The organism is Paenibacillus sp. Leaf72 (assembly GCF_001422685.1).
Taxonomy (GTDB): Bacteria; Bacillota; Bacilli; order Paenibacillales; family Paenibacillaceae; genus Pristimantibacillus.
Window position 1 is genome coordinate 320,098 of sequence record NZ_LMLV01000001.1, and the last position, 24,772, is coordinate 344,869.

At 47.6% G+C, this 24,772-nt stretch carries 25 protein-coding genes; 4 read left to right on the forward strand and 21 right to left on the reverse strand.

The features are described from left to right. Positions 1-39 precede the first annotated feature (39 nt). From dapB to ASF12_RS01350, 3 genes are read right to left on the reverse strand one after another with little or no spacing between them, the layout of a single operon-like run. Positions 40-798 (reverse strand): 4-hydroxy-tetrahydrodipicolinate reductase, encoded by a 759-nt coding sequence (dapB, locus tag ASF12_RS01340; RefSeq protein ID WP_056032644.1) that lies wholly within the window; start codon positions 796-798, stop codon positions 40-42. Positions 799-847: 49 nt separating this feature from the next. After that, a complete protein-coding gene (locus tag ASF12_RS01345; protein WP_056028733.1) occupies positions 848-1,393 on the reverse strand; it encodes a tetratricopeptide repeat protein in 546 nt (181 codons plus the stop codon). Positions 1,394-1,449: 56 nt separating this feature from the next. Next, on the reverse strand, positions 1,450-1,785 hold the full coding sequence (locus ASF12_RS01350; protein WP_056028735.1) for a nucleotide pyrophosphohydrolase: 336 nt from the start codon (positions 1,783-1,785) through the stop codon (positions 1,450-1,452). A 389-nt stretch (positions 1,786-2,174) separates the two neighbouring features. Here ASF12_RS01350 and ASF12_RS01355 point away from each other — a divergent pair, with 389 nt between their 5' ends. Further along, the gene (locus ASF12_RS01355; protein ID WP_056032646.1) at positions 2,175-3,044 is read left to right on the forward strand and encodes a YitT family protein; all 870 of its coding nucleotides are present in this window, start codon (positions 2,175-2,177) and stop codon (positions 3,042-3,044) included. A 12-nt stretch (positions 3,045-3,056) separates the two neighbouring features. Here the strand turns inward: ASF12_RS01355 and ASF12_RS01360 are convergent, their stop codons facing one another. The 12 genes from ASF12_RS01360 to ASF12_RS01415 form a co-directional block, all read right to left on the reverse strand. Continuing rightward, the gene (locus tag ASF12_RS01360) at positions 3,057-3,932 is read right to left on the reverse strand and encodes a sporulation protein YpjB (RefSeq protein WP_056028738.1); all 876 of its coding nucleotides are present in this window, start codon (positions 3,930-3,932) and stop codon (positions 3,057-3,059) included. A 52-nt stretch (positions 3,933-3,984) separates the two neighbouring features. Next, positions 3,985-4,620, reverse strand: a complete 636-nt coding sequence (locus ASF12_RS01365) for a DUF1405 domain-containing protein (protein WP_056028741.1) — start codon at positions 4,618-4,620, stop codon at positions 3,985-3,987. 109 nt (positions 4,621-4,729) lie between these two features. Further along, positions 4,730-5,608 carry a menaquinol-cytochrome c reductase cytochrome b/c subunit gene (locus ASF12_RS01370; protein ID WP_056028744.1) on the reverse strand — a complete coding sequence of 293 codons (879 nt, stop codon included), beginning with the start codon at positions 5,606-5,608 and terminating at the stop codon, positions 4,730-4,732. Positions 5,609-5,627: 19 nt separating this feature from the next. After that, positions 5,628-6,299 (reverse strand): menaquinol-cytochrome c reductase cytochrome b subunit, encoded by a 672-nt coding sequence (gene qcrB / locus ASF12_RS01375; RefSeq protein ID WP_046232067.1) that lies wholly within the window; start codon positions 6,297-6,299, stop codon positions 5,628-5,630. Positions 6,300-6,315: 16 nt separating this feature from the next. Beyond that, positions 6,316-6,849: a ubiquinol-cytochrome c reductase iron-sulfur subunit gene (locus ASF12_RS01380; protein ID WP_056028748.1), complete on the reverse strand. Its 534-nt coding sequence runs from the start codon at positions 6,847-6,849 to the stop codon at positions 6,316-6,318. Between the two features lie 233 nt (positions 6,850-7,082). Further along, the gene (locus tag ASF12_RS01385) at positions 7,083-7,505 is read right to left on the reverse strand and encodes a DUF2487 family protein (protein WP_056028750.1); all 423 of its coding nucleotides are present in this window, start codon (positions 7,503-7,505) and stop codon (positions 7,083-7,085) included. 257 nt (positions 7,506-7,762) lie between these two features. Then, positions 7,763-7,942 (reverse strand): IDEAL domain-containing protein, encoded by a 180-nt coding sequence (locus tag ASF12_RS01390; protein WP_056028751.1) that lies wholly within the window; start codon positions 7,940-7,942, stop codon positions 7,763-7,765. Between the two features lie 22 nt (positions 7,943-7,964). After that, the gene (locus ASF12_RS01395; protein WP_056028753.1) at positions 7,965-8,471 is read right to left on the reverse strand and encodes a gamma carbonic anhydrase family protein; all 507 of its coding nucleotides are present in this window, start codon (positions 8,469-8,471) and stop codon (positions 7,965-7,967) included. A 105-nt stretch (positions 8,472-8,576) separates the two neighbouring features. Further along, entirely contained in the window at positions 8,577-9,812 is a 1,236-nt protein-coding gene (locus ASF12_RS01400) for a hypothetical protein (protein ID WP_056028755.1), read from the reverse strand. Positions 9,813-10,084: 272 nt separating this feature from the next. After that, positions 10,085-10,681: a histidine phosphatase family protein gene (locus tag ASF12_RS01405; protein WP_056028757.1), complete on the reverse strand. Its 597-nt coding sequence runs from the start codon at positions 10,679-10,681 to the stop codon at positions 10,085-10,087. An 82-nt stretch (positions 10,682-10,763) separates the two neighbouring features. Further along, positions 10,764-11,366, reverse strand: a complete 603-nt coding sequence (locus ASF12_RS01410) for an anti-sigma factor (protein WP_056028758.1) — start codon at positions 11,364-11,366, stop codon at positions 10,764-10,766. Next, entirely contained in the window at positions 11,363-11,959 is a 597-nt protein-coding gene (locus tag ASF12_RS01415) for an RNA polymerase sigma factor (protein ID WP_056028760.1), read from the reverse strand. Before ASF12_RS01415 ends, ASF12_RS01410 begins: the two co-directional genes overlap by 4 nt. A gap of 488 nt (positions 11,960-12,447) precedes the next feature. Here ASF12_RS01415 and ASF12_RS01420 point away from each other — a divergent pair, with 488 nt between their 5' ends. From ASF12_RS01420 to ASF12_RS36260, 3 genes are all read left to right on the forward strand, one after another. Further along, positions 12,448-13,656 (forward strand): MFS transporter, encoded by a 1,209-nt coding sequence (locus ASF12_RS01420; protein ID WP_056028762.1) that lies wholly within the window; start codon positions 12,448-12,450, stop codon positions 13,654-13,656. Between the two features lie 211 nt (positions 13,657-13,867). Then, the gene (locus tag ASF12_RS01425) at positions 13,868-15,175 is read left to right on the forward strand and encodes an NtaA/DmoA family FMN-dependent monooxygenase (protein ID WP_056028764.1); all 1,308 of its coding nucleotides are present in this window, start codon (positions 13,868-13,870) and stop codon (positions 15,173-15,175) included. Between the two features lie 737 nt (positions 15,176-15,912). Next, positions 15,913-16,776 carry a collagen-like protein gene (locus ASF12_RS36260; RefSeq protein WP_200931576.1) on the forward strand — a complete coding sequence of 288 codons (864 nt, stop codon included), beginning with the start codon at positions 15,913-15,915 and terminating at the stop codon, positions 16,774-16,776. Between the two features lie 436 nt (positions 16,777-17,212). On the opposite strand, the gene ASF12_RS01435 is transcribed toward ASF12_RS36260, so the two are convergent. The 6 genes from ASF12_RS01435 to ASF12_RS01460 all read right to left on the reverse strand — a co-directional run bounded on the left by ASF12_RS01435 (position 17,213) and on the right by ASF12_RS01460 (position 24,751). Then, entirely contained in the window at positions 17,213-18,307 is a 1,095-nt protein-coding gene (locus ASF12_RS01435; RefSeq protein WP_056028766.1) for a prephenate dehydrogenase, read from the reverse strand. Between the two features lie 4 nt (positions 18,308-18,311). Beyond that, complete coding sequence (gene hisC / locus ASF12_RS01440; RefSeq protein ID WP_056028768.1) at positions 18,312-19,409, reverse strand: histidinol-phosphate transaminase; 1,098 nt, start codon at positions 19,407-19,409, stop codon at positions 18,312-18,314. Between the two features lie 141 nt (positions 19,410-19,550). Further along, positions 19,551-20,312: an ABC transporter ATP-binding protein gene (locus tag ASF12_RS01445; protein ID WP_056028770.1), complete on the reverse strand. Its 762-nt coding sequence runs from the start codon at positions 20,310-20,312 to the stop codon at positions 19,551-19,553. 15 nt (positions 20,313-20,327) lie between these two features. Continuing rightward, positions 20,328-22,673, reverse strand: a complete 2,346-nt coding sequence (locus ASF12_RS01450) for an ABC transporter permease (RefSeq protein ID WP_056028772.1) — start codon at positions 22,671-22,673, stop codon at positions 20,328-20,330. Next, positions 22,639-23,937 carry an MFS transporter gene (locus ASF12_RS01455; RefSeq protein ID WP_056028774.1) on the reverse strand — a complete coding sequence of 433 codons (1,299 nt, stop codon included), beginning with the start codon at positions 23,935-23,937 and terminating at the stop codon, positions 22,639-22,641. Before ASF12_RS01455 ends, ASF12_RS01450 begins: the two co-directional genes overlap by 35 nt. A 178-nt stretch (positions 23,938-24,115) precedes the next feature. Then, positions 24,116-24,751: a TetR/AcrR family transcriptional regulator gene (locus ASF12_RS01460; RefSeq protein WP_056028776.1), complete on the reverse strand. Its 636-nt coding sequence runs from the start codon at positions 24,749-24,751 to the stop codon at positions 24,116-24,118. Positions 24,752-24,772: the final 21 nt, after the last annotated feature.

Sequence of the window (24,772 nt, forward strand, 5' to 3'; positions counted from 1 at the left end):
GGTGAGGCCCCTCTTCCGCTGTCTAGTTCAAACCTTCTACTAATCCATTAAATGCTCGAAACCGTATATTAAGCCGCTGTACCCCATCACTTTCTTGATCGCTACATTAACACCTGGCATATAGCCCGCACGGTCATAGGAGTCATGGCGAATTTTGAGCGATTGGCCATAACCGCCAAATACAACTTCCTGCTGCGCAAATACGCCCGGAAGTCTCACACTATGTATACGGAAGCCATTGTAGTAACCGCCTCTTGCTCCTTCAATCGTTTCTTTCTCGTTAGGATTGCCTTGGCGCAGCTCCTGACGAGCCTCGGCAATGAGCTCTGCCGTTTTGATTGATGTGCCTGAAGGAGCATCAAGCTTGTGGTCGCCATGATATTCAATAATTTCAACATGCGGCATATATTTCGATGCCTGTGCTGCAAATTTCATCATCAGAATAGCGCCAATCGAAAAGTTAGGCGCGATGAGCCCGCCAAGCTGCTTCTCGATACAACGCCCGTTAAGCTCTTCAATTTGCTCAGGGGTAAAACCTGTCGTTCCCATAATAGGACGAACCCCAAATTCTATCGCTGTTTTTGTATGTTCATAGGCTGCATGCGGAGCCGTAAAATCGACCATAACATCGGCCTTTGCACTGCTGAGCGCCTCTTCAATCGTCTTGCAAGCGATGACGCCGGTATTCGGCTTGTTCGCAAAGCTTCCTGCATCTACAGCGCCTGCTGAAGGCGCGACGGCGGATACAAGCTCCAGCGCCTCATCCTCCAGCACCATTTTTACCACTTCACGGCCCATAAGACCGCCTGCTCCGATTACTGCTACTTTAATTGTATCCACTTATCCATCACCTGTTCCTTCGTCTATGTTGTCCGTTGATTCGGTAGCGCATCAAGCGCCGCCGACGGCTCACATCAGCAAACAGCCTTCTGGCAGCTGAATGCTCCGGGTCAAGCCGAATCGCTTCTCGCGCATGGACAGCAGCTTCATCCAGCTGCCCAAGTTCAGCGTACGTCATGGCGATCCAGTAAAAAGCGTCAAAGCACAGCGGATCAAGCTCCACCGCCTTCTTTAGCATCAACAGCGCCTCTTCCAATGCCGGAGGTTCTTGTATCAGCTGTTGCTGCGCACCGGAGAGCTGCAGCCTCGCTTCAATCGTCTGCAAATGATAAATATATTCCGGCTCATCCCTCGCCAGCTCAAGCGCACGGCGGGCATGGTCATAAGCTTTCGCCCATTTCCCGCTGCGCGCGCATGAAATAGCGCACTTATGATAATAACTGGCATTGTCAGGCTCTGCGGCAATCGCTTGCTCAAACCAGACAATAGCCTGTTCAAAATCGCTGGTTAAAATGAAAGCATACGCCTTTTTGATACAAGCATCCCCGTTCATTACCGCCCATCCTCCTTGTACACAGGTTGATGGTACAGCATATGTGAGATGCGGTATTACTGTTCAGCGTTTTTTAAAGTCCAGCGGTTTTTATCCCGTGTATTGAATTTGTCCATTACTTTATTATGTGCTTCCGTTAAATCAATATCGAGCGAATTGGCGAAGCAGGATAATAGAAATAAAATATCGCCAAGCTCCATCTCGATGGAGTTGTCAGCTTCATCCGCCTTCTTGCGCTTCTCGCCGTAGGAATGGTTCACTTCACGCGCAAGCTCGCCGACTTCCTCGCTCATTCTTGCCATCAGCGCCAGCGGACTGAAGTAGCCTTCTTTAAATTGAGAAATATAATCATCCACTTCTTGCTGGATATGTGCCAACGTTTTTTGAGACATACGTGAAATTCCCTTCTTTCAAGACTAGCGTTTTCCCCATCTATAGCAGTTGGAAAACAAGCCTAAAACTTATTGTTGTCAATAATTCATATGTTAACGCAAAGAGACGATGAAAACAATGTTTTTGAACGATGAAAATTGCGCTATACTACAGAATGGAAACCGCCTTCCGATCAACATCGGCGTTTTCCGGCCATCCCAAGTATAAGATTAATCGCAAGCAGTGGACACCGAAGCGAATAAGTGAAATAATGGCTTCTTTATGCTTATCATTCAAGCGTAAACGACAATCGCCGCCCTTGGCCGGCAAAACTTCGTTTTGCGCTGAAATATAAGCCCGATATAAAAGGAAAACTTATATGCTTATATTTAAAAAAAGGGGAATGCTAATGATGCTTCGAAAAGTGACTAAACAATTGCAAATTATTTTGCCTATTCTGCTAGGCACAGCCATATATGCTTTCGGGCTGCACTATTTCCTTATTCCGAACATGCTTATGGAGGGCGGTGTAACCGGCATAGCGGTTCTGCTCAATTATGCAGCCGGATGGCCGCTGTCCATTACGACGCTTGTCCTCAACATTCCGCTGTTTCTGCTTGGCTGGAAGACGCTTGGCCGTACCGAGATGCTTTATACGCTCGCTGGCATCGTATCGCTCTCCTTCTTCCTTGCTGTAATGGAGCAGCTTATTGCCAGAGGCTGGGTCATTACCTTCCACACTTCAACCGATTACATACTTGCCGCTCTGTATGCAGGCGTTACGCTCGGCGCAGGGCTTGGCATCGTCTTTCGCTTTGGCGGGACAACTGGCGGCGTGGATATTATAGCCCGAATCGTATCACGTCGCAAAACGCTGAGCATGGGGCAAATTATTCTTATACTCGATATTGTCATTATCGGAGGCTCGCTCTTTTTTATTCCTATCGAAAAAGTACTGTATACGCTCGTAACGGTATTCGTTTCCGCCAAGCTCATTGATTTTATTCAAGACGGTGCCTATGCCGCCAAATCCTTCTCTATTATTACAGACAAAGGCACGCCGATGGCGCAGCGCATTACGATTGAGATGGAACGCGGCGTGACGCTGATGCCGGCAAAAGGTGCTTTCTCCGGCCAGCAAAAGGAAATCGTTTATTGCGTCGTCCAGCGGCAGGAGCTGCGCCGCCTCAAAGCAATCGTACGCAGCGTAGATCCTCGTGCTTTCGTCATCATTAATGATGTCCACGATGTGCTGGGCGAAGGATTTAACGAGGAATAAAAGCCGCTCCCATCATGGGAGCGGCTTTATGCCGTAAGGCTGCTGCTTGTATTTACGCCAGCTCTTATAAGCAAGCACAGCCATAATAATAGCGCCAAGCAGCAGCGTCCAGCTTACCGGATTAGCCGATGCGGGAGGCGCGAGCGCGGGCTCCTCCACAACAGCTTGCGGCTTGTCCGTAAACAATCTGCTTACCGCCGCTCCAAGCTGCGTCAGCGCCTCGTCCACTCGGCCGGCTTGCGCTTGATCCTTAGGCCCAGCGGATAACAGCACGTTTGTGTAGCGTATCCGCTCTTGCAGCTCTGCTGCCCGTCCTTCCGGACGCAGCATAAAGGCGGGACCCTCAACGAGCGCCAAATGCGCGCTTAAGTTGTCCATCGCCGCTCTTGCAGCATTCGCCCGTTCCTCATAAGGGCGCTTCCACGCTTTCCTCACACGGCTTACATCTTCGAGCATAACCCGTTCATATTGCATCCACAAACCGCTAGCCGGCCTAAGCATCGCATCCGCTGTTAGATGAATCCGGGCAGATGCCTCCATCCACGCTACGGACTGCTTTTTGCTCAAAAGCTCATCGGAGACAGCCCTGATGCTCTGCTGCAGCTTTGCCCAACCAGCTGGGCGGCCTTCTATGCCTGTTTCCAGCTGCGGCACAAGGCGCTCCAGCTGCTGGACATATTTATAGCCGGCCTGGCGGTTATCTGCATAAGAAGCCTTATATAATGAATGAGCCGCTTCCTCGAAACGACGCAGTAGCTCTTCAGCATCGGCAGCCTGCGCTTGTCTCGCGCCAAGCGGCTGTTCACCAGCATAAGCCCAAGTTGCAGAGACGGAGCCTAGCAACATCGCTATACATAATACAATGGGTATTGCAATACGCGTTCTCATGGACATCCCCCCATAATCCAGCTTATGAGGGGATGTCCATCGTTATGCTTTTTTAAAGTTGTTTTCTTGCTCGGAGCGCCAGCCAGCCGGCCATAAAGCTGAAGATGGTTAAGCCATATGTAAACAAACGGACTTGCGGCAAATCGTCCATCAGCTCATCAGCAAGCCAAGGGAACACGCCGAACGTATAATCAATCGTGTCATTCAGCAGCAGCCAGGCGGTGCCTATGACGACGGCCTTGAATCCTGCTCTCATAAAGCGAGCATACAGAAGCACCTCTACAGCCATACCTAGATGGGAAAATACAAGCATGCCATGCTGCCAATTCAGCTCTCCGCCTTGCGCTCCCGTAGCCACTATCATTGATACCGCCCACAAGCCGTATTTCACTGACGTTACGACCGCAAGGCCTTCTATAATCATTCTAGTGACCTGAACGAATCTAGATGCCGATTCAGGCGGCGGGAACAGCAAGTAAAGCAGCGCAAGCGTGAAAAACAAACTAGCCGTCGGACTGTCCGGCACAAATACAAGCAGCCAAGATGGAAACCGTTCGTAGGTATAAACCAATTGATTCCAATACCAGATGTAGCCATAAACGGTCCCGAAAAAATTAACGATAAACAGCAGCCACAATATCGTACGGTTCATCCACAGCATGCGGCTCCATAACCATGACAATCCCATTATTTTCAACCCCTATATTCCTAGCCTTGTTATAGCGTCCGTACATTGTCCTAATAAGTTTGAAAAGAACCTGATTGCAATAAAGCAATCAGGTTCTTGCTGTTACTCGTTATTCAGTTGAAGCTTTCTGCTTGGAAAGCCACGTTGCAATTTGATCAATCTGCTCAGCGCTCAGGCTGTCTTTGAAAGAAGGCATATTGCCGTTGCCGTTCGTGACGGTCGCTACAATCTCTTCTTTAGATAATACATCGCCAATTCCCCGAAGTGCAGGAATTTGCGGTGGGTTACCTTTCATATCAGCTGCGTGGCAGGTCAAGCATTTGGATTGCTCCATCAGCTTGTGTGCTGGATCATCCGCTTCTACAATTGCAACAGATGCGGTTTCAGGCTTCTTCGTTGTGCTAGGAGCCTCTTCACCTTTAGCCGCTGCTTCTCTTGCTTTCTCTTCACGAATGTGATGCTCAGGTATCGTATTGGTAATTTCCAGCTGGTGCTGGTAGTGGTCCCAAGATATAACCGTCAAATACACACAGGCGATCAATGATAAAATCATCAGCGAGGAAGCAATCGGACGACGGTAAAATCTGCGCTCTTTGCCTGTATCGAGGAAAGGAGCAAGCAGCAAGCCGCCGAACATGACACCAGGAATACCCATTGTACCGAGTACAATGTAATCCTGTGATACATATGGATATTTCAAAAATTGATACAGGAACAAGAAATACCAGTCCGGCATCGGAATAAACGATGCGTTTGTCGGATCTGCCGGATAGCCTAGCGGAGCCGGCTCTGCAATCGTCCATACGAGAAACCCGACGAGTACGACGCAGCCAACCATCCACTCTTTCAGCAGGAAGTTAGGAATAAACGCTTCTGACTTCCCTGGAAAAGACGTGTAGTCCGGCGGAATATTCGGATGGTTGTTTTTCTTCACCCGCGAATCTCCGACGAATACAACCTTTTCGTCTGATTTGTGACCATGTGCCATCATAAAGTCCTCCCTTCGCTTAAAGTGGTCCCGAAATACCTTGTTTCCGAATCATCAGGAAGTGAGCTGCCAGCATAGCAAGAAGCGCACCTGGCAGGAAGAAAACGTGAATCGCGAAGAAGCGAGTTAACGTTTGAGCTCCTACGATGTCGCCGCCATACAGGAACTGCCCGATGTAAGGTCCGATGTACGGAACGGATTCCGCGATTTGAACGCCGACCTTTGTTGCGAAGTAAGCTTTGTTATCCCATGGAAGAAGGTAGCCTGTGAAACCAAGGCCCAACATAATGAAGAAAATAAGCATACCCACTACCCAGTTCATTTCGCGCGGCGCTTTATAAGAGCCGGTGAAGAACACGCGCAGCGTATGTAAAAACATCATAACAATAACGAGACTCGCACCAAAGTGATGCATACCGCGAACGATGCCGCCGAATGCGACCTTGTGGTTCAAATAGTCAACGCTTGCATAAGCATTCAAAATGTCCGGAACATAATACATCGTCAGAAACATACCAGACAAAATTTGAATAACGGTAATAAAAAACGTCAAGCCGCCAAAGCAGTAGACAAATGCCGAGAAATGATGTGCAGGGTTAACGTGCTCCGGTACTTCGTGATCCGCAACATCCCTCCACAACGGCGTAATGTCAAGACGTTCATCAATCCAATTGTATACACTTTTAAACATCTGATCATTCGCCTCCTTAGCCTACCCGTGAATTTGGCTTAACTGGACCCAAGTAAACAAATCCATTCTCAAGCTTCACTTCGTATTCATCCAATGGATTTGGAGCAACTGCAAGGTTCTTGCCGTCTTTCGTATAACGTGCGTCGTGACACGGGCAGTCATACTCGTCTTTACCTTTCGCATTCCAAGCAATTGTACAGCCCAGATGTTTGCAGATCGGTGAAAGCGCAAAAATTTTGTTGTTTGCGTCTTTGGACACCCAAGCAGACAACTCAGGATCGCTGACGTACCATCCATCAACTTGGTGAATTTGGAACTTAAACTCTTGCGGATCTGTCGTAATTTTGCTCTCTTCTACTACTTTAACAAAGGTGCCCTCGGTTTTTTTCTCTAATAATGGGTCTACCGCAAAACGCACCATTGGAAGCACGGCTCCGCCCATCATAAATGCGGTTGTTCCACCGAGCGTATACGACAAAAACTGCCGTCTTGACATCTCTTTGCGTTGAAGCGGCTTATGTGCCGATTCTTGATGTTCGTGGTTACTCATCTTCTGTTCTACCCCCTTTGCCAACCATTTCTTGTGTTTTAGCCCATGGCAAAACACATGACGAACTAGGACATACTTATAATAGCCTAGGTGCTTAGGAGCGTCAAGAATATGGCTGATGATTGTCTGCCTAATAAAATGTTGATTTTTAATTTGTAATTAATTTGTCACATTTAACCTTGCATGGCATTTGTTTTCCCCAAAAAACTTCCCGATTATGCAAAATTGAAAAATCAGGATGGCTCCTTTGGATTCCACATAAGCGAAACGCGCTCCTTCACGTCGGCACCAGAAGGCAGCTCGCCGGCTTGATCCGGTTCCAGCAGCAAATCGGCCTGAATATGGGCCAAATCCAGCTTGCCGGATGCGGTCGCTACAATTATATATCGGAATCCCGATGCTCTAAGTGAAGCGCATACATCATTAATCATATCAACAGCCGCATGGGCCCCTACATAATGAAGCGCCGGATAAGTGACGACTCGCCCTTTAAAAGGTATTTCTATCAGATCCATTACATCACGCAGACGCTCCAGGGCAGCGGTCGCCTCATAAGGCTGCTCTTCGCCGTTCATGCCTGTCACAGGCAGCATGCAAGTGTCCAAATAAGGACGCAGCTCTTCCCACTGCTCTTCTTGCACATCGCTAAATTTCATTGCTAAGGACTCCTTCCGCTTGCAGCTTCAGCTGGCTTATCGCAGCTTGCGAAAGCTAGCTAGCTTCCTTTTTATAGATCAAACCTTTGTCTATGTTAACGGTTTATTGTCCTTTTGCCAATGGGTCTTCTCCATCTGCCTGCTTATTTTGCTTGATGCGCAGCAAAATAAGCTTCTACCTCAGCTCGCGAGTTTTCTCGCCAGAGCCTGTGATGGAAGCTTATTTAACCCTTCTCCTTGCTTTCCACGTTATGCCTTCACTTCATTTCGTTCAATTCTTTAGCTAAGCGATAAAACGTATCCTCATCGCCAGCCGCAAGCGACTGGTCAATTTCGCGGTAAATACGTTCCGCACGGAATTTTCGCACCGCTTCATCCAAGGCCATTTCTGCTGCAAGCGACAGCATCGCTTCATACGTTACTTTCATTTTATCCATAGGATACACCTCCACACCGGCGTTAAGAGATCCTATATTCTTCGCCTTTCTTCACGTAGCTTTCCATCGTTCGTTTCATTCGCAGCAAATCGTCCTCTGTAAGCTCTCTAACGACTTTAGCAGGTGAACCAAGAGAAAGCGTATAGGGTGGTATCTTCTTATTCTCCGTAACAATCGAACCGGCTCCTACTAAAGCATATTCACCAAGCTGCGCGCCGTTAAGTACGATTGCCCCCATTCCAATTAATGTGCCTTTGCCTATCGTACAGCCATGGATAATAGCCGCGTGCCCAATGGAAACTTCATCTTCCAAAATGAGCGGCTGGTTCGTATTCACATGACCGACAACTCCATCTTGTATGTTGCAGCTATGTCCAATGTGTATCGGAGCCAAATCTCCGCGAAGCACAGCGTTAAACCATACCGTGCTGCTGTGGCCGATTGTTACATCACCAATCAGCTTCGCTCCTTCCCCGATATAAACACTGGAATGAATCGTTGGTCTTACTCCCAAATAAGGCAGCAGCATCTCGTAAATTCCCCTCTCATTTGCACTGGAAATCAGCATTCAGTTGCTATGCATCCATTCCTTTACATTAACGTGGGGTGATTCTATCAACTGCCGCAGCCATTGTCAATACATGAACAATCGGTTCTGCTCTTCCAGACTGATGCCTAGCATTACCGCTTTGCCCGCTTTCGTCGTTTTGATGACCATACCGTGTTGCTCATGCTCTCCTAGGCGTATTAAACCAAGATGGACGAGCATGCCAAGCAATCTGTGCTGAAAAATCCGCTCCGCATCATCATAATAGAAAGGTTTAATGAGCGGGACGAGCACTTGGCTGAGCGATTGTGCCGTTACCCACTGATCCGACAGTCCGCCAATCCATTGTACGAGCGCTAAAATGTTCGGAATGGGCCCTTTATACTGCTTAAGCCAGCATTTGTACAGCTGCTGCAATTCATTTGCCGGAGCGCTAAGCAGCCTTTCCTGCCCACCTGGCGTAAGCCTGAGGCCCAGAGGCTCCTCTAGAAAATAGTTCATTTGCACACAGTAGTCATACAGCAGCGACATTCGATTCGGATAATGGTGAAAATATTTGCCGTAGCCGAATCGCCATTCTCCCTTGCCCGGCAGCTCCTCCTTGATCGAAAACATATCAAGCAGTTGCAAGCTGAAGCGCTTGTATAAGGAGCCGTCAGCCGCCATCGTCACTTCGTTGTGATGGATGTAATGCAGCAATTGACGAATATCGGCTTGCAGCAACTCCTGCTCATCACGATACACATGAGGCTCGTCTGTATACACAAGCTGTGCTGCAAATTTGCGCTTCAACGTTTCACGAAACCGCTGCTTCAAATCCTCTGGCACCTGAAACAAATAACGGTTCGGCCCAGTGAAGCCGTTAAACAGCCAGCCCTGATGCTTGAATTTGACGATTGTATCCCGGGGGCTGCTCTCTTTCATGACAGGCGTTTTCTTAGAACGGCGCTTCGGTTGTGTTGCTTTGGCCGGCTTCTGAATAGAAGAAGCTTTCTCTCCAGAAACCTGCTGCTGCACCTTCGCTTCCTTCTGGGCAACGCTCGCCGTCTCCGGGCTGCTGAACTTGCTCTGCTGCGCACGAGCCAGAAGCTCCTCCAGACTAAAAGCGTCTCTCGTCTCGAACAGCAGCGAGTTTAAAAAACGCAAATCCTCAATTGCCATGCTGCTGATCTGTTGCTCGAAAACATCATTTCTGCTTACTGCGCCAAGAATCGACTGAATCAATTCATTTTTGGAGTTGCTATTGCACTCGCATTGATAGACGGAGGCAATGCGGCTGAGCTGCCCGATATCTGCGCAGCCGAGCATATCCGATAAATTCATAGTCTCTCCTCCTTCGCGCTTAACTGCTGCTTTAATGAACAGTTTGCTTGCACTCATGATTGTAGAGCAGCCTTTTTTTATTACCATTATGGGAAGAAACTCAGATTTTATAACCGCAGTTCCGGAAAAAATAGTTTTTATGCTTCTTTTTCGGAAAAAGCACCTCTAACAGCAACCATAAAAAAACGCCATTCCTCCAGTAGGAGAAATGGCGCTGCCATCAATTGAACCCAGCTGCCCCTGCAATTATTAAAGCAGCTTTCACGCTTATTTTAAACGCCGACTTGATCAAGTTGTTGCAAATGCCGGCTGCAATTGTACAACAAGGATTCCCATTCATTTTCGTTGAATTGGAGAATCGAGTAGGACATATTATCGAGAAACTGCTTATCAAGTCCCGAGCAGAGCTCGTCCAGCAGCTGGGCAAGAAAGCTCCCATGCGTGACGACTAGCAAGCGCCCCTGGGGATTGCCTCGCCGCCATTCCTCTACAAAAGAACGCCCACGCCCGCGCACAGTCTCGTCAGACTCCTGTCCAACTTCAGCTTGGCGCCATTGCTCACCCCAGCGTGCTATTCGCTCCTGCTCCGTCGTTCCTTCTATGTCGCCATAAAAACGTTCACGCAGCCGCTCATCCGGCGCAAGCAGCGGAATACCCAGCTTATCCGCGACAATTCGGGCTGTCTCACGGGCACGCTGCAAATCACTGGAAATGACAGCATCCCACAGCTTCTGATCTTCGCTTAGACGGTTAGCGAGCGCAGCAGCTTGCGCGACTCCCCGCTCATTCAAGGGAATATCGGTCTGCCCTTGTATTTTCCCAAGCTTATTCCAATCCGTATTGCCGTGACGTACCAGACCTATTATCATCCCGCCAGCCTCCCCAGCTTAGTTGCAATCTATTACCGCAACGTAACGCAAAACAAGGGCTCCTGTCAAGGAGCCCTTCGCATTAGCTGCGTGTTCTTGATAACCAATTCAGCATAAGCAGCGTCATGACCATGCCAAGCAGCGACAGCGCTACCCAATACTGTGGAAAAGCCGGAACGACCTTAAGCACGAAAGGATCGCTGATGCTCGCAACCGGCACTTCATATTCAGCGCTAATGACGAGCCCGCTGCCAGAAGCATTAGCTGTGTCCATAAAACCAGTCAACTGGGCCAATTGATCCGGACTTGTACTCGTTTCGTTGCCCACGACGAAAAATACGAGCGCACAAACGAACATCGCCATGCAGCCTGCCACAATAAGGGCCACATTGCGACGAAAGGAAGGAGAAAACTGATAGCTTTTGTGTGTAACCGGCATAAGCCAGGAATCCTCTGCATAAATGCGATCCATGACTCCGCGCGTCACATGATCCATTGGCGGCAATTGTACAGAATCATCCTCGGCAATGCAGCGAATCAGCTCCTCGCTCTCTTCCCACAAACGGAGCTGCTCCATGCAATGCTCACAATCAAGCAGATGGGCCTCTATCTCCTGCCGCTGCGGATCTTCCTCCGGCAGCTCCCAGCAAATATGGAGTTTGTGTTGAACGTCTTCGCATTTCATCGCGTTTTCATCCCTTCAAATTCTTCCACTCCGAGAGCTTCGCCAAAATAAGGCTCCAATTGCACCTTCACACTGGCTCTGGCTCTGAATAACAAGGATTTCACAGAACTGACCGTCTGCCCTAAAATGCTGGCAATTTCCTGGTAGTCCATTTGGTCATATTCTCTAAGGATAAGTGCGGACCGTTGTTTTTCAGGCAAATTATTAATAGCTTCGCGAACCATCGCCATTCGCTCATTTCGAAGCACGAGCTGCTCCGGACCTGCATCAGGGGCCGTTACAGGCACAATACCCGATTCATCTAGAGACAAATTTGCAGCTTTCTGCTTGCGCAGCTCGCTAAGCACGGTATTGCGGGCAATCGTATAAAGCCACGTGGAGAAAGAAGCATCCACCTCACGAAACGAGTGCAGGCTGCGATAGGCTTTATAAAACGTTTCCGAGCATAAATCCTCTGCCAGCAGCTCAAGCTTCGCGCTTTTGAGCATATGAAAAATAAAAGATAATATTTTGCGCTGATAACGGCTCATTAGCTCTGAATAAAGCTCAATGTTGCCATCTTTAATTTCCCTTATTAATTGGGAATCAGTCATGACAGGCGAACCTCCCCACCTGCGAATTCATCTTCCCGGCCCTGTTATCATTCAATTGTACCAAGCCGGAAGCAAAAAGTTGCGGTATGTATAATAAAAATTATGAATCGCTAGTCTAACAACATAAATTCGCGCCGCATAATCAAAATCCTGCTTTATTCGACAAAAGGATAAATGAGGAATTTTTTAGAAAAAGGTGCTTGCTATTGATAAATCCCCCTCCTTTTACCCTATAGAACAAAAGAAAAGTGGTTAAGCAGGCAACTAATCCTGCTCAGCCACTATCCCGTTTGCCTATTCTTCATCCTCCTTCAGGTCATGCTCAAAGGGCGAAAATAACGTATAACGACGGCAGCTCAAGGTTATGATATTTATGTTTCACCGCCTGTAAGCCCTTAATATAAAAAATTCCACTTATCACGCTTACATGCAAGGTGGTGTTTTTGCTCTTGTACTACTATTAAATTTTAGTGAAGTGAGGAATATATATGAATGAGAAAAAAAAATGGGATTTATCGGCTCTCGCGACTATCCCGCTTATTATGACGCTTGCGAATTCCATGCTCATTCCTATCCTTCCTCTTATTCAAAAAAAATTGCATATCTCTTCTCTTCAATCCAGCCTCATTATTACAGTTTACGCTGCGATATCCATCTTATGTATCCCTTTGGCCGGTTATCTTTCCGATCGTTTCGGAAGAAAACGAATTATCGTCATCGGGCTATGTATTGCGGCTGTCGGTGGTTTAATCTCAGGTTTAGCAGCATGGTTATTGCATGATCATGTTTACGCATTCATTTTAACAGGCAGACTCATTCAAGGGATTGGAGCCGCTGGCGCATTCCCGATCGTTATGCCATTGGTTGGCGATATGTATAAAAGCGAGGAAGAGGTTAGCAATGGACTTGGCATTATTGAAACCTCTAATACTTTAGGCAAGGTTTTAAGTCCCATTCTAGGTTCTGCATTGGCGCTAATTATTTGGTTTCTACCTTTGGCTGTCATACCCTTCATTTCAACCGTATCTATTGTAGCCGTTATTTTTCTCGTTAAAGCACCAAAACAGCAAAATAAAACAAAGCTAAATTTTAAAAATTTTCTTGCTTCCCTTAAAGGCATTTTCTCCGAAAATGGGAAATGGCTGTATGTCATATTTGCACTCGGCGGAAGTGCCATGTTTATGATGTTCGGTTTTCTTTATTATTTATCATCCGTTCTTGAGGAAAGCTATCATATAGAAGGTATTTGGAAAGGTGCACTGCTGGCAATCCCGCTCAGCGCTATTTGCATCGCTTCTTTCGCCTCGGGGAAATGGATTGGAAAAAATAAATTGAAAATGAAATGGTTTACCGTGGTCGGATTTGTATTTATCGCCTCAGCCATGCTGATTTGTGGATTAGCCAATACAAAGAGCTTATTTCTCCTAATATCTCTCATGTTTATTAGCGGATTAGGCATCGGTCTTGTTCTGCCCAGCTTAGATGCGTTAATTACGGAAGGAATAGACAAAAAACAACGTGGGACTATCACTTCTTTTTACAGCAGTACAAGGTTTATAGGCGTTGCCTGTGGACCATTAGTCGCTTCCATGCTTTTACGTCACATCGAATGGTTGTTTTATATTTTTGTAGCAATTGCTGGCGTGTGCTGCTTAATTGCTTTGTTTTTTATAAAACCAGATCAAATTAATATATAGAAAAATAGCAGCTAAATCATTAAGCATGAAGCATGAATTAGATAATTATGCATATTGAATTTGTCATTTGTGTATTTGAATCTGTTAAAATCCTTGCTAAACTAAAATTCGATAATGAGAATCATTATTATAATAACATCCTCAAGAGCCTAAGTGAGACCGGAGTGCTTTTTTAGGAGTCATTCTTTTTTTATAAGAAAGGTTGGTTGAATTGACTGCAAATAGACCATTATGTATTGGATTATGCTTAAATGCAACATGGACGAAAGGCGAGGGCTGGCGGCAACCAGATAGCGAAGTAGAAAGAATGGGATCCATTGATTATTACATTAATTGGGCAAAGATGGCGGAGAAGTCAAAACTCGATTTTCTTTTCAGGGCGGATTATCTTTATGTCAGCCCGCAGATGATTGGCGATACCGCTAGTTTTGGCAGTCCTGACCCTACTATGATGTTTGCTGCCATTGCCCGTGAAACCGAGCGAATCGGTCTTGTTACAACCATTTCTACGACTTTTAATCCGCCATATGTTGTTGCCAGGCAGCTTCAGTCTTTGCATTGGCTGAGCAATGGGCGTGCAGGCTGGAATATTGTAACTTCTATTGAAGGGGCAGAAAACTTTGGCGATTCCCCAATGCCTTCCCCACAAGAAAGATATGCAAAGGCAGTGGAGTTTACGGATGTTGTACGCAAGCTATGGGACAGCTTTCCGCAAGAAGCCATTGTTATTGACCGCAAGTCCGGCATGTTTTCTGATAAGGATAAAGTGACTGCCATTAATCATTCCAGTGAATTTTTCAGTGTAAAAGGTCCTCTTACTTTACCTTCTCATAAATCGGGAACGATCCCTTTATTTCAAGCTGGCGCTTCCGATATTGGGCGGAATTTCGCCTCTTCTGTAGCTAATGCTATTTTTGCGGCAATGCCGGATGTTGAATCAGGAGTGGAATTAAGAAATGATTTGAGAAGAAGAGCCGCAGAGCATGGACGCGATCCGAACGCCATCCGAGTATTGCCAGGCTTATATTTTTTCCTAGCCGATACACACGAAGAAGCGCTGGAATTGCATAAGACTGCGCATGCGAATTTAAGTATTGCACGCAGACATGCCTCTCTGAAATCGGTGCTAGGTCTTGATTTAAGCGATTTGCCTTTGGAGCAACGCGTAACTGCCGAGATGCTTCCCGATCCTAATCAGGCCGTCCGCAGCCGGACACATGCTGAGCTGCTGCGCCGTTACATTACAAAATATCAGCCTACAGTGGAAGAGGTACTCGCAAGGCCGGAGATTGTAGGATCTGCCCATTGGGTATCTGTTGGAACGGTTGAAACGGTGCTAAACGATATTATTGAACGATTTGAGGCTGGAGCTATAGATGGATTTATAGCCCTTCCAGGCGGTTCAGAAAAATCTATGGAAATATTTTTTGAACAGCTGGTGCCGGAGTTGGTTGAAAGAGGCTTGTTCCGAAGCGAATATACGGAAAGCACATTGCGTGAGCATTTGGGAATTACATAATCTATTATTAATCACTAATGTGCAGGCATAATATAACGTGTTGTCAATCTAGCTTTTGATAAAACGCAAGATTGCACCATATGGACTAATGCTGGTAAGATGGTCGATTCTTTTTTTTGTTATAGGTTTCCCCTTAAAGGTGCTCCTTTCTTTGGTTGATGGTGTTCAGTCGAACCCTGTTCTACCAAAGACAAGGGCGCTTTTTTATTTTTATGAGGCGCTACTTTCATCATTCAGGGTACATATTACTTTTGAAAAAGCGGTACTATAACAACACTGTGTTTTTTCCTCAAACAAGCTTTTTTGGTGACATTTTGGTACAACCCAATATTGTCAAGTGGGATGACGAGTATCAAGGAAACCCCATTACAATAAAGCAATGTTGCCATCTTTAATTTCCCTTATTAATTGGGAATCAGTCATGACAGGCACCCCCCCACCTGCGAATTCATCTTCCCGGACCTGTTATCATTAATTTGTACCGAGCCGGAAGCAAAAAATTGCGGTACGTATAATAAAAAATCCGAATCGTTCGTTTATCAAATCGCCTAATACAGTTAGCAAGGCCTCCATTATTACCCCCTTGACAATCCATTCTATTAAAAAAAGGGCTATCATCTATCGTTATTCGCCCTTCTTGCACAAAAATAGATATCAGTCTAGTAAAACTTGGGTTTTTACCCTTCCAAATTTCCAAGTCCAACGTATGATATCTCAAATCTTAGGAGGTGTATTCATTGAGTTGTATTATTAATAAAAACAAGAAAAAGAAAAACTGTCATAAAAAAATCATTACTGTATGTAAACCTAAACGAAAAAAGAATGTTATTATAAAGAAAAAAATCGTTAAAGTAACGTGTCCTGCCCCTAAAGTTAAAGTTAATGTTACCCCTACACCTGGCCCACAAGGACCACAAGGGCCGGCTGGTGCTACAGGGCTGACGGGTCCACAAGGGCCAGCAGGAACTGCTGGGCTAACAGGTCCACAAGGGCCAGCTGGAGCTACAGGACTAACAGGTCCACAAGGGCCGGCTGGCGCCACAGGACTAACAGGGCTAACAGGCCCACAAGGGCCGGTTGGAGCCACAGGACTAACTGGACTAACAGGTCCAACTGGACCAACAGGGCCTCAAGGGCCGGCTGGCGGCATATCTTCCTTCGCCTTCCTATGCAGCACGGAAGCACAAAATGTTGCGCAAGCAGCGGCACCAGGAGGGCAAGGCGGCGCAGTGACCTTTAACGATATGGTGATTAGCGCAACTGCGCTTACTTTCTCCCCACCAAGCAATATTATCATTAACGAAAACGGCTTTTATAACATTAGCTGGGAAGTGTTCCCAACACCTGGAAACTCTGCATTTGGTTTATTCTTCGATCCAGACGGTGCAGGTCCAGCTCCAGCAACACTTGTGGATTGCAGCAACTACGGTACAGGCGCAGGCAACAATCCTTACCAAGGTCAAGTCGTTGCTCAATTAACCGCTGGCGGCGTATTGACTTTAAATCGTATTGATAACATGGGCAATCTGGTATTGCAAAACGCTATCGGCGGCGGAACACCAACCGTGAGCGCATCAATTGTCATTGAAAAACTAGCATAATCTTGTTCGCTCTTCGGGGCTGTCACCAGCTGTCATTCGTAATGGCTGCTGGTGACAGCCTTTTTATGAAGCACTTTGGAAATAGAAAAAAAAACTTCGCCATATAGGCGGTCCCAGATTGTCGAGAAACGCTACGTCTTGGGAAGCGGTTAAGCGCTCTCAAATTTAATTTCGAAAAAATGAAAACGCTTATTGACATATTGGAAGCGTATACATATAATAAAAGTACAGTATGGTTTCTCTCCACTCCTATCCAAAACTTATGTTCTGAGAATGAACATGGACCGCCTCTATGGCGGTCTTTTTTTTTGCCCTTGCTTAGTTTGAATATACATTGTTTCTGTATTTATTTCCTTAGCCTATACAAGTTGAACTAATGTCCCTAAATCAAAAAGCCCCGCAGCAGCTCAAAAGCTGCTCGGGGCATTGCTATATGTTACTGATGAACCGCGAAGCCGGCATCCGCAAGCACAAGCTGAGCCTGATCCAAATCCTCCTGCGTGCGGAAGGACAGCCTCAGAACGCCCGGAACATCCTCCCTGCTCTCGATAATATGGATGTTGCTCAAATTGATGCGCTCCTTGCCAAGGTCGCTGGCGATTTTACCAATAATGCCGGGATGATCGGGTACGTCTACATAACAATCATAAATCGAATGCAGCATGCCCTTGCGGCGCTCAGGCAGCTTGCTGCGGAATTCGCCTGCTGTACGGAACGCTTCCTCTATGCCTTCGCCATCTTCCCGCTCCAGCAGGTCCGCGAATGTTGCGATTTCTGCATTCCAATCTTTCAGCAGCTTTAGCAGCACGCCTTTATTATTAACCAAAATGTCGCGCCATACGACCGGGTCGCCTGAGGCGATACGGGTAATATCGCGGAACCCCCCTGCTGCAAGCGAAGCATACAGCTGATCCTGCTCATTGTAGCCGCGAATCTGGTTGACCAGTGCAACTGCAATCATATGCGGCAGATGGCTGATCGCGCCCACGATTTCATCATGCGACTTCGCGTCCACACTGACAATGTGCGCTTTCGTCAGCGCAAGCAGTTCAATGAGCTTGTCCAGCTGTCCCTGCGGCGTCGACGCGTCGGGCGTGAGGACGTAAAACGCATTTTCGAACAAATGGGTCGATGCCGCTTCAACACCCGAGCGCTCCGATCCCGCCATCGGATGGCCGCCGATAAACGAAACGCCCGGCTGGCTTTCCAGCCTGCGTCCGCATAAAGCAACGGAAGCTTTCGTGCTGCCGACATCCGTCACAATACAGCCCGGCTTCAGCGGCAGCTGGCTCAGCTCATCTACATACTCCTCCAGCTTGCCTACAGGCACGCAGAGGAATATAAAATCAGCGTCAACAGCCGCCTCCCGAACAGACGTCGTTGCTGAATCTACGACGCCACGATTGACATATTTCTCTGCGGAGGACGCCCGGTTTGAATAACCGACAACCGTTACGTCCGGCTTCCCCTTAAAACAAAGGGCAAGCGATCCGCCAATTAATCCTACGCCAAAAATCGCTATTTTCACCATAACCTTATGACTGCACCGCCACTTCCTGCAAAACCTGCTCCAAAGCAGCTATAAACTGCTCATTTTGCTGCTTTGTGCCTACGCTGACCCGAATATAGGTCGGGTAATACGTCCAACGGGAACGAATAATAAAGCCTTTGCGCAGCAGCGCATCAAATACTTCCGGAGAAGGACGCTTGACATCGACCATAATAAAATTGCCATGCGCCGGATAATAAGCAAGGCCAAGCCGGTCAAACTGCGCAGCAAAATAAGCGATGCCCGCTGCATTTTGCTGCACAACATGCTGAATAAAAGCTTGATCGGACACGGCCGCCTTCGCCGCTGCCTGTGCGATTCTTGACGTATTAAACGGCTCCCGGACCTGATTAATGAAGCGAAGCACGTCCGCGTCGCCTACGCCATAGCCAATTCGCAGCGCTGCCAAGCCATACACCTTCGAGAACGTGCGCAATACGATCAGATTCCGGTAGCTGCTTAGCAGTTCAATGCCGTTCGGGAAAGCAGGATCTGTTACTAGCTCGCAATACGCCTCATCCAGCACAACGAGCACATGGCTCGGTACCTGCTGTAAAAAGGAAGTCAGCTCATCCTTCGTCACAATCGTGCCAGTCGGGTTGTTCGGGTTGCAAATCCAGATGATTTTCGTACGCTCTGTTACCTTCGCCAGCATAGCAGGAAGATCATGCTTGCCCTCCTTCAGCGGCACCTCGATGATGCGAGCGTTCTCAATTTCGGCGTTATGCTTATACTGCGGGAAGGTCTCGTCCGCCATAATCGTTTCGTCGCCGGCAACAAGAAATGCGCGGGCCAGCATTAAAATAATTTCACTGGAGCCTGTGCCGAAAATCAGCTGCTCCGGCTTTACGTTAAGATGGTTTGCAAGTGCTGCTGCAAGCTCAATGCTGGCGCCATCAGGATAAATATTCGTTTGGTTTATTTCTTCCAACATTGCCGCTTTAGCCTGCTCGGAACAACCATGTGGATTTTCATTGGAAGCCAGCTTCGTAACTTCAGTTAGCCCAAGCTCTCTCTTCACATCTTCAACCGGCTTGCCAGGCTGATAGACAGGGAGATGTAAAATATTGTTTTTTGGCTGCATGCTGCCGATCACCTCTTCTTAATATATCAACACATTAATTGATATATAAATATCAATTGCATAAAGCTTATTGTCTCACATCTTGTCCCGCTTTAAAAGATGTTCTATTGCAATTGATCGAGCCAGCCCCAAAGAAAAAATCTAAAATCCCATCTCAGCAAGCCAGGATGACAATTTTGCCTCCCGCTCCTTCAATTCGGCCTGTCCGAGCTGACCGAGCCGGCGTTCGCCAACGATGCATCCGTCCAACATAAATAGCACACGCTGTGTTTTGGCAGCTACCTTCGCATCATGGGTTACCAGCATAATCGTCGTCCCTGCAGCATTCATTTCCGCTAAAATATCCATGACCTCATCGCTCGCCTTGGAATTAAGCGCCCCCGTCGGCTCATCGCCAAACACCAATTGCGGCCTGTTGATGAGCGCCCGGCAAATGGCCGCCCGCTGGAGCTGTCCACCTGATACTTGCGACTTGTCCACATGGGCCAGCTGCGCAATGCCTGTCCGCTTCATCAGCTCGCTGGCACGCCTGTTGATAGCAGCCCGGCTCTCTTCTTTCGCCATATAAGCGGGCAAAATAATATTGTCAAGCAGACTGAGATTTTTCAAAAAACCGCTCTGCTGAAAAATAAATCCCATTTTGCTCAAGCGAAGCTGGGCCAACCGCTCTTCGGATAGACTGCCGATCTCTTGCCCTTGTATGGCAACGCTGCCGGACGTCATTTTATCCATCCCGCTAATGATCTGCAGCAGGGTCGACTTGCCGCAGCCAGAAGGCCCCATTATAGATACGAACTCACCTGCCTGCAATTCCAAATTCACATTTTTCAGCACAGGCTGTTCGTTATTTTTGCCTAAGGAGTAGCTTTTGTTAACCTTTTTCGCCTCTAACACATTTGTCATCACAATGCCCTCATTTCAAAATGATTTTGCTGCGCCAGCGCCTTTGCCAGCTCCCGTTACAGCTAAACTGCTGAATAATGTTGTTATGATTACGACAACGATAAGTGCCAGCGGAATCCATATGTAAGCCACAAGCGGATTTACGACAAACGCGACGCGGGCTGCGCCCATAAAGGACATCAGCACGCTGACTGCACCCTGCCCAAGGGTTCCTGCTGCTGCGGTGCCTAACACCATTCCCGCCAGTAATACGACCAGCGAGCGGATAATGTATTGCAGTCTGATCTGTTTCAAGGAAAATCCAAGGCTTCTCATAATGACGATGTCGGAAGCGTCTTTCACGATTAGCATGTTGAAAAATAAGGCGGTAATCAGTATCGCGATCACGAGAGCTGCTGTCGAGGTGAGCACCGTTATTTTTTGCAGCTGGCTTATGGTGGAGCTTAACGTCTGGGACAAATAATCTTCCATAAGCGTCACCTTTGCCGGATGAAAGGCCGCTGCGTATTCCGCTGTTTTCTCACCAATGGCCACGCCCGGCTTTACATTCAGGCTGACCATGTACCAGAGAACGGACTGTGCTTCGTAAGGCAGCAGCGCCTTCGCCGTCTTGCCGCCATTGGTCACATCCTGATAAATGCCCGTAATCTTCAGCTCTCGTTCTTTCCCGGCTGCGAGGAGCGTTAGCGTGTCGCCAAGCTGCTTGCCGCGCTCCTTCGCATGGAGATAAGAAAGAGCCATTTCATCATTTTGAGCAGGCGCAGCCCCGCTTAAATAGGCTAGCGGGAACAGCGAAAAATCGCCCGTTTGCACGCTCACATTTTCATAGACGCCATCCTCGCTGCGCAGCTTATAAGAGCTCGTTACGAGCGGCGAATACTTTTCTACATCGCTGTCGTTTTGTATATAGGCGAGCATATCGTTGTACCGCTGCGCTGCGTCGCTTGTCTGCCGCATATCGATTTGAATATCACTCCTCCCGGCTCCCATATATGTTATAAAATCAGGCGATTTCATCGTATTCAAAAAATTTGCCGGCACAATGATAAGGAAGAAACAAAGCGTAAACACGAGGCCCAGCAAGCCGAAGGTTCTAATCCGGACGAACACATCCTGCATGCCGACAAATAGATGGACAGGGATAACCCGGCTGCGATGGAGCTTCAACAGTCCTGACATCCCTCCTTTGGACGGAATGCTGCCTGAACGCAGAGCTTCAACGGCCGATATTCGCTTAAATCTCCGCAAAACGAAGCGGCAGAACATCATCACTAGTAGAAAAATACAGACCGCTCCCAGCAAGGGGACGGTGTAGCTAAGCGCATTTTTTTCAGCTGTGCCCATATATAGGCTCCGATTCGCTATGAAAGCCCGCTCTGTAAATAGGGACAGCACATACCCTGCCAAACTAGCCAGCAAAGCGATCATCCGATATTTCATTAAATATAGCCGGCGGATATGCTCTCCAGCCATCCCAATCGCCTTCATAACGCCAATCTCATAAAAATCCTCCTCCATCGCAGCAAGCATCGTGAACCGCAGGCAGAGAAAGGCGATCGCAATCAGCAGCAAGCTGGCTAAAAGAATAACAACGGCCGCAACGCCGTCGGTCAGCGCATTCAATAGCCGAAATTGGGCGGATGTAATGGCGGGTCCTTGGTGGGGAAGTCCAGATGATTGATAAAGCTGTTCAAATTCGCTAGTTCGCTCCCCATCATGCAGCAGAAATTCGATCAAATATTCTTTTTCGGCAAAGTAGCCCTTAAGCGTCTCCCAATCCGAATCGCTCACAACGATACGCTTCGAGCTGACAATAGACGGATTCATCTGGGCATCCCTAACAAAATCCGCTATCGTAAAAGTCATGCTAAAGGAACCTTTGGCAATCCGCATCGTATCCCCGATTTCCAGTCCCTGCTGCTGCTTAAAATAAATCGGCACCGCTATTTCGCCTGGAAGCACATCCAGCCTGTTATTGGTTAAATCAAGTAAAAAATCAAACGCTTTATTTTGCTTTACAATGCTCATTTCCATGACGCTGCCTGCCTCTGACTCACCGCTCGCGCCAAAATAAACATGAGCCGGCTCAATAGAAATCATCTCGACCGTTTGCTGATCCTTCACTAGCTTACTGCCGTTTGCAAAAGCCTCTATTTCCCGCTGGTCGATTTCCCCGGCATGCATTTGGACAAAATGGGGGACAGCCGCTTTCTCAAACCAGTCATCCACCGAACGGAACAGCTCCAGCAGCATGCTTGCACTGCTTGCCACGAGCAGCGAGGAAATCATAATAAATATAAATAAAATAGCGGTAATCAGCTTATTGTTAGCGATATCTTTTCTCCACATCGTTCCTAGCATCTTGCTCTTCCTCCCCTATTTGATTTTGATAAAACCTCTTTGTCAACCAAGCTGTTAAAAGCAGGGCTGCGAACATAAGCAGGGCAGGAATATACACCTGTAAGCTGAATATTTCAAACAGCTCTCCGTATACGATTTGCCCAACAGGAGCTGCTATTTGGGCAACCGCCATAATAATGGCCATCACCTTGCCAAGCAGCTCATTAGGTGTCTGCTTTTGCACCCGGGTCAGCACAAAAATTGAAATCATCGTCAACGCCATCGCGATGGGAACAACGCTTGCCATAAACAGCATATAAGCGGGATAATAGCCGAGCCCCAGCATCCATGGCGTCAGCGACAATGACATTGGCAGCAGCCATGCGGCTATGACGAGCAGCCACCGGTATAAGGTGCTCATTTGCATTTTTCTCGCGAAAAAGCCAATCGTCAGTGCGCCCAAAATCGTGCTGCATTCCACAATGCCCATGCCAACTCCGTAAAGCGTATCGCTGCTTTGCATCGTAACCCGCAAAATAATCGGCCCGCCCACAACGAAAAACGGCGTTAAAATAAAATTGAGCAGCGCCGCTAATACCATCGCTTTCAAGATCGGGCGCCGCTGGACTACATAGGCCATCCCTGCTTTCATATCGGCTGCAAGCGTTGCGACGATATTTCCCTTCTGCTCGCGTTTCACAAACGGGATTTTAATAAATAGCTGCATGAGAGCTGACAGCAAAAAAGCGATACCGCTTCCGATCATCAATGTGTGCAGGCCAAGAACACCATACAGAATGCCGCCAAGCACCGGGGCAGCCATTTGGGCCAAAGCGCCGATGCCATTCACCATTCCATTGGCCTGCTCCAGCTGGCTCTCCTGCACCAGCTGCGGGATGCTCGCCTGCACAGCAGGCTGGTACATCGCGCTGATCAGTGAAAGCAGCACCATCACAATACCAATAACAACAACAGGCGCGTCCCCTGCTGCCAATAGGAGCATAAAGCCCAGAACGACGATGCCGCCTCCAAAATCGAATAGAACGATTAAATTACGGCGATTGAAGCGGTCAGCGATGGCCCCGCCAATTGGCGACAGCAGCAGCGGGATGCTGGACACCGCATAAAGAGTCCCATAAATATCTGCTCGCCCTGTAAGGTCTAGCGCATACAGCGACAGCCCAAAGCGCAGCAGCGCGCTGCCCAGAATGGAAATCATTTGCCCTAAAATAAGCAGCTGAAAGCTTCGCGTGAACGGCACCCTTTTTACGTTATTTTGTATCATTTTTCAGCTCCTCCTTAGGAAAAATAAATGGATTCGCATTATAGACTGACCGTCAGTCTATAAAGTTCGAAAAAATAAGCCAGCATCCAAACGTCCCCCGCCATTTGACGGTTTCGGAATACTGGGCACGCTAACAGCTCACCTGCAAGGTGGGACTCGGGTGCGGCAAAAAATCAGGTCATTCCCCGTTCGTCAGCATTTCATATATAAAATCAAAGCTGCCTTTTTTCGCGCCTAGCGTCGTTTCCATCACATGAATAAAAGCTTTCGCCTTCTGGATGATTTCCGCAGGCTGCCATTCGAATAAACCTTCATCGAACAGAAAAGTGGAGGATACGATTAAAAATTCCACTGTCTCCTGTGGAAATTCGGTTTGAAAAATATGCTCCTCTATGCCTTGCTCAATGACTGCTGTTAACACTGGCGTCAAGTGAATAATTGTCTGCACAAGGCTTTTCTGATGCATTTCTGCATTGCCGACCTGATGGAATTGCTCCAGCAGCTGTTCCTTACGGTCACCATGCTTAGGCTTCTGAGCCATCAAAATTTGAAATAATTTGACCAAGGTCGGCAGCTCCGGGTTAGAGGCTATCCCCCTTGCAGCGGCAACATCCGCTGCGACGATCCGCATAATGATCGCATCCATAACTTCCTCTTTGGATTTAAAGTAATAATAAAACGTCCCCTTCGCAATGCCAATCTCCTGAAGGATGTCATTGATCGTCGTTTTATTGTAGCCCTTCGTATAAAAAAGCATTTCTGCTGTATCTAAAATTTCATTTTTGCGCTCTTCCGGGTCTTTCAGTATACGCATCGTCCGCTTAGTCGCTCCCTT

What these genes read in the sequence shown, in the direction of transcription:
- dapB (WP_056032644.1), bottom strand. Translation starts at nt 798, where the DNA reads ATGGGCCGTGAAGTGGTAAAAATGGTGCTGGAGGATGAGGCGCTGGAG.
- ASF12_RS01345 (WP_056028733.1), bottom strand. Translation starts at nt 1,393, where the DNA reads ATGAACGGGGATGCTTGTATCAAAAAGGCGTATGCTTTCATTTTAACC.
- ASF12_RS01350 (WP_056028735.1), bottom strand. Translation starts at nt 1,785, where the DNA reads ATGTCTCAAAAAACGTTGGCACATATCCAGCAAGAAGTGGATGATTAT.
- ASF12_RS01355 (WP_056032646.1), top strand. Translation starts at nt 2,175, where the DNA reads ATGATGCTTCGAAAAGTGACTAAACAATTGCAAATTATTTTGCCTATT.
- ASF12_RS01360 (WP_056028738.1), bottom strand. Translation starts at nt 3,932, where the DNA reads ATGAGAACGCGTATTGCAATACCCATTGTATTATGTATAGCGATGTTG.
- ASF12_RS01365 (WP_056028741.1), bottom strand. Translation starts at nt 4,620, where the DNA reads ATGGGATTGTCATGGTTATGGAGCCGCATGCTGTGGATGAACCGTACG.
- ASF12_RS01370 (WP_056028744.1), bottom strand. Translation starts at nt 5,608, where the DNA reads ATGGCACATGGTCACAAATCAGACGAAAAGGTTGTATTCGTCGGAGAT.
- qcrB (WP_046232067.1), bottom strand. Translation starts at nt 6,299, where the DNA reads ATGTTTAAAAGTGTATACAATTGGATTGATGAACGTCTTGACATTACG.
- ASF12_RS01380 (WP_056028748.1), bottom strand. Translation starts at nt 6,849, where the DNA reads ATGAGTAACCACGAACATCAAGAATCGGCACATAAGCCGCTTCAACGC.
- ASF12_RS01385 (WP_056028750.1), bottom strand. Translation starts at nt 7,505, where the DNA reads ATGAAATTTAGCGATGTGCAAGAAGAGCAGTGGGAAGAGCTGCGTCCT.
- ASF12_RS01390 (WP_056028751.1), bottom strand. Translation starts at nt 7,942, where the DNA reads ATGGATAAAATGAAAGTAACGTATGAAGCGATGCTGTCGCTTGCAGCA.
- ASF12_RS01395 (WP_056028753.1), bottom strand. Translation starts at nt 8,471, where the DNA reads ATGCTGCTGCCTTATTTGGGAGTAAGACCAACGATTCATTCCAGTGTT.
- ASF12_RS01400 (WP_056028755.1), bottom strand. Translation starts at nt 9,812, where the DNA reads ATGAATTTATCGGATATGCTCGGCTGCGCAGATATCGGGCAGCTCAGC.
- ASF12_RS01405 (WP_056028757.1), bottom strand. Translation starts at nt 10,681, where the DNA reads ATGATAATAGGTCTGGTACGTCACGGCAATACGGATTGGAATAAGCTT.
- ASF12_RS01410 (WP_056028758.1), bottom strand. Translation starts at nt 11,366, where the DNA reads ATGAAATGCGAAGACGTTCAACACAAACTCCATATTTGCTGGGAGCTG.
- ASF12_RS01415 (WP_056028760.1), bottom strand. Translation starts at nt 11,959, where the DNA reads ATGACTGATTCCCAATTAATAAGGGAAATTAAAGATGGCAACATTGAG.
- ASF12_RS01420 (WP_056028762.1), top strand. Translation starts at nt 12,448, where the DNA reads ATGAATGAGAAAAAAAAATGGGATTTATCGGCTCTCGCGACTATCCCG.
- ASF12_RS01435 (WP_056028766.1), bottom strand. Translation starts at nt 18,307, where the DNA reads ATGGTGAAAATAGCGATTTTTGGCGTAGGATTAATTGGCGGATCGCTT.
- hisC (WP_056028768.1), bottom strand. Translation starts at nt 19,409, where the DNA reads ATGCAGCCAAAAAACAATATTTTACATCTCCCTGTCTATCAGCCTGGC.
- ASF12_RS01445 (WP_056028770.1), bottom strand. Translation starts at nt 20,312, where the DNA reads ATGACAAATGTGTTAGAGGCGAAAAAGGTTAACAAAAGCTACTCCTTA.
- ASF12_RS01450 (WP_056028772.1), bottom strand. Translation starts at nt 22,673, where the DNA reads ATGCTAGGAACGATGTGGAGAAAAGATATCGCTAACAATAAGCTGATT.
- ASF12_RS01455 (WP_056028774.1), bottom strand. Translation starts at nt 23,937, where the DNA reads ATGATACAAAATAACGTAAAAAGGGTGCCGTTCACGCGAAGCTTTCAG.
- ASF12_RS01460 (WP_056028776.1), bottom strand. Translation starts at nt 24,751, where the DNA reads ATGCGTATACTGAAAGACCCGGAAGAGCGCAAAAATGAAATTTTAGAT.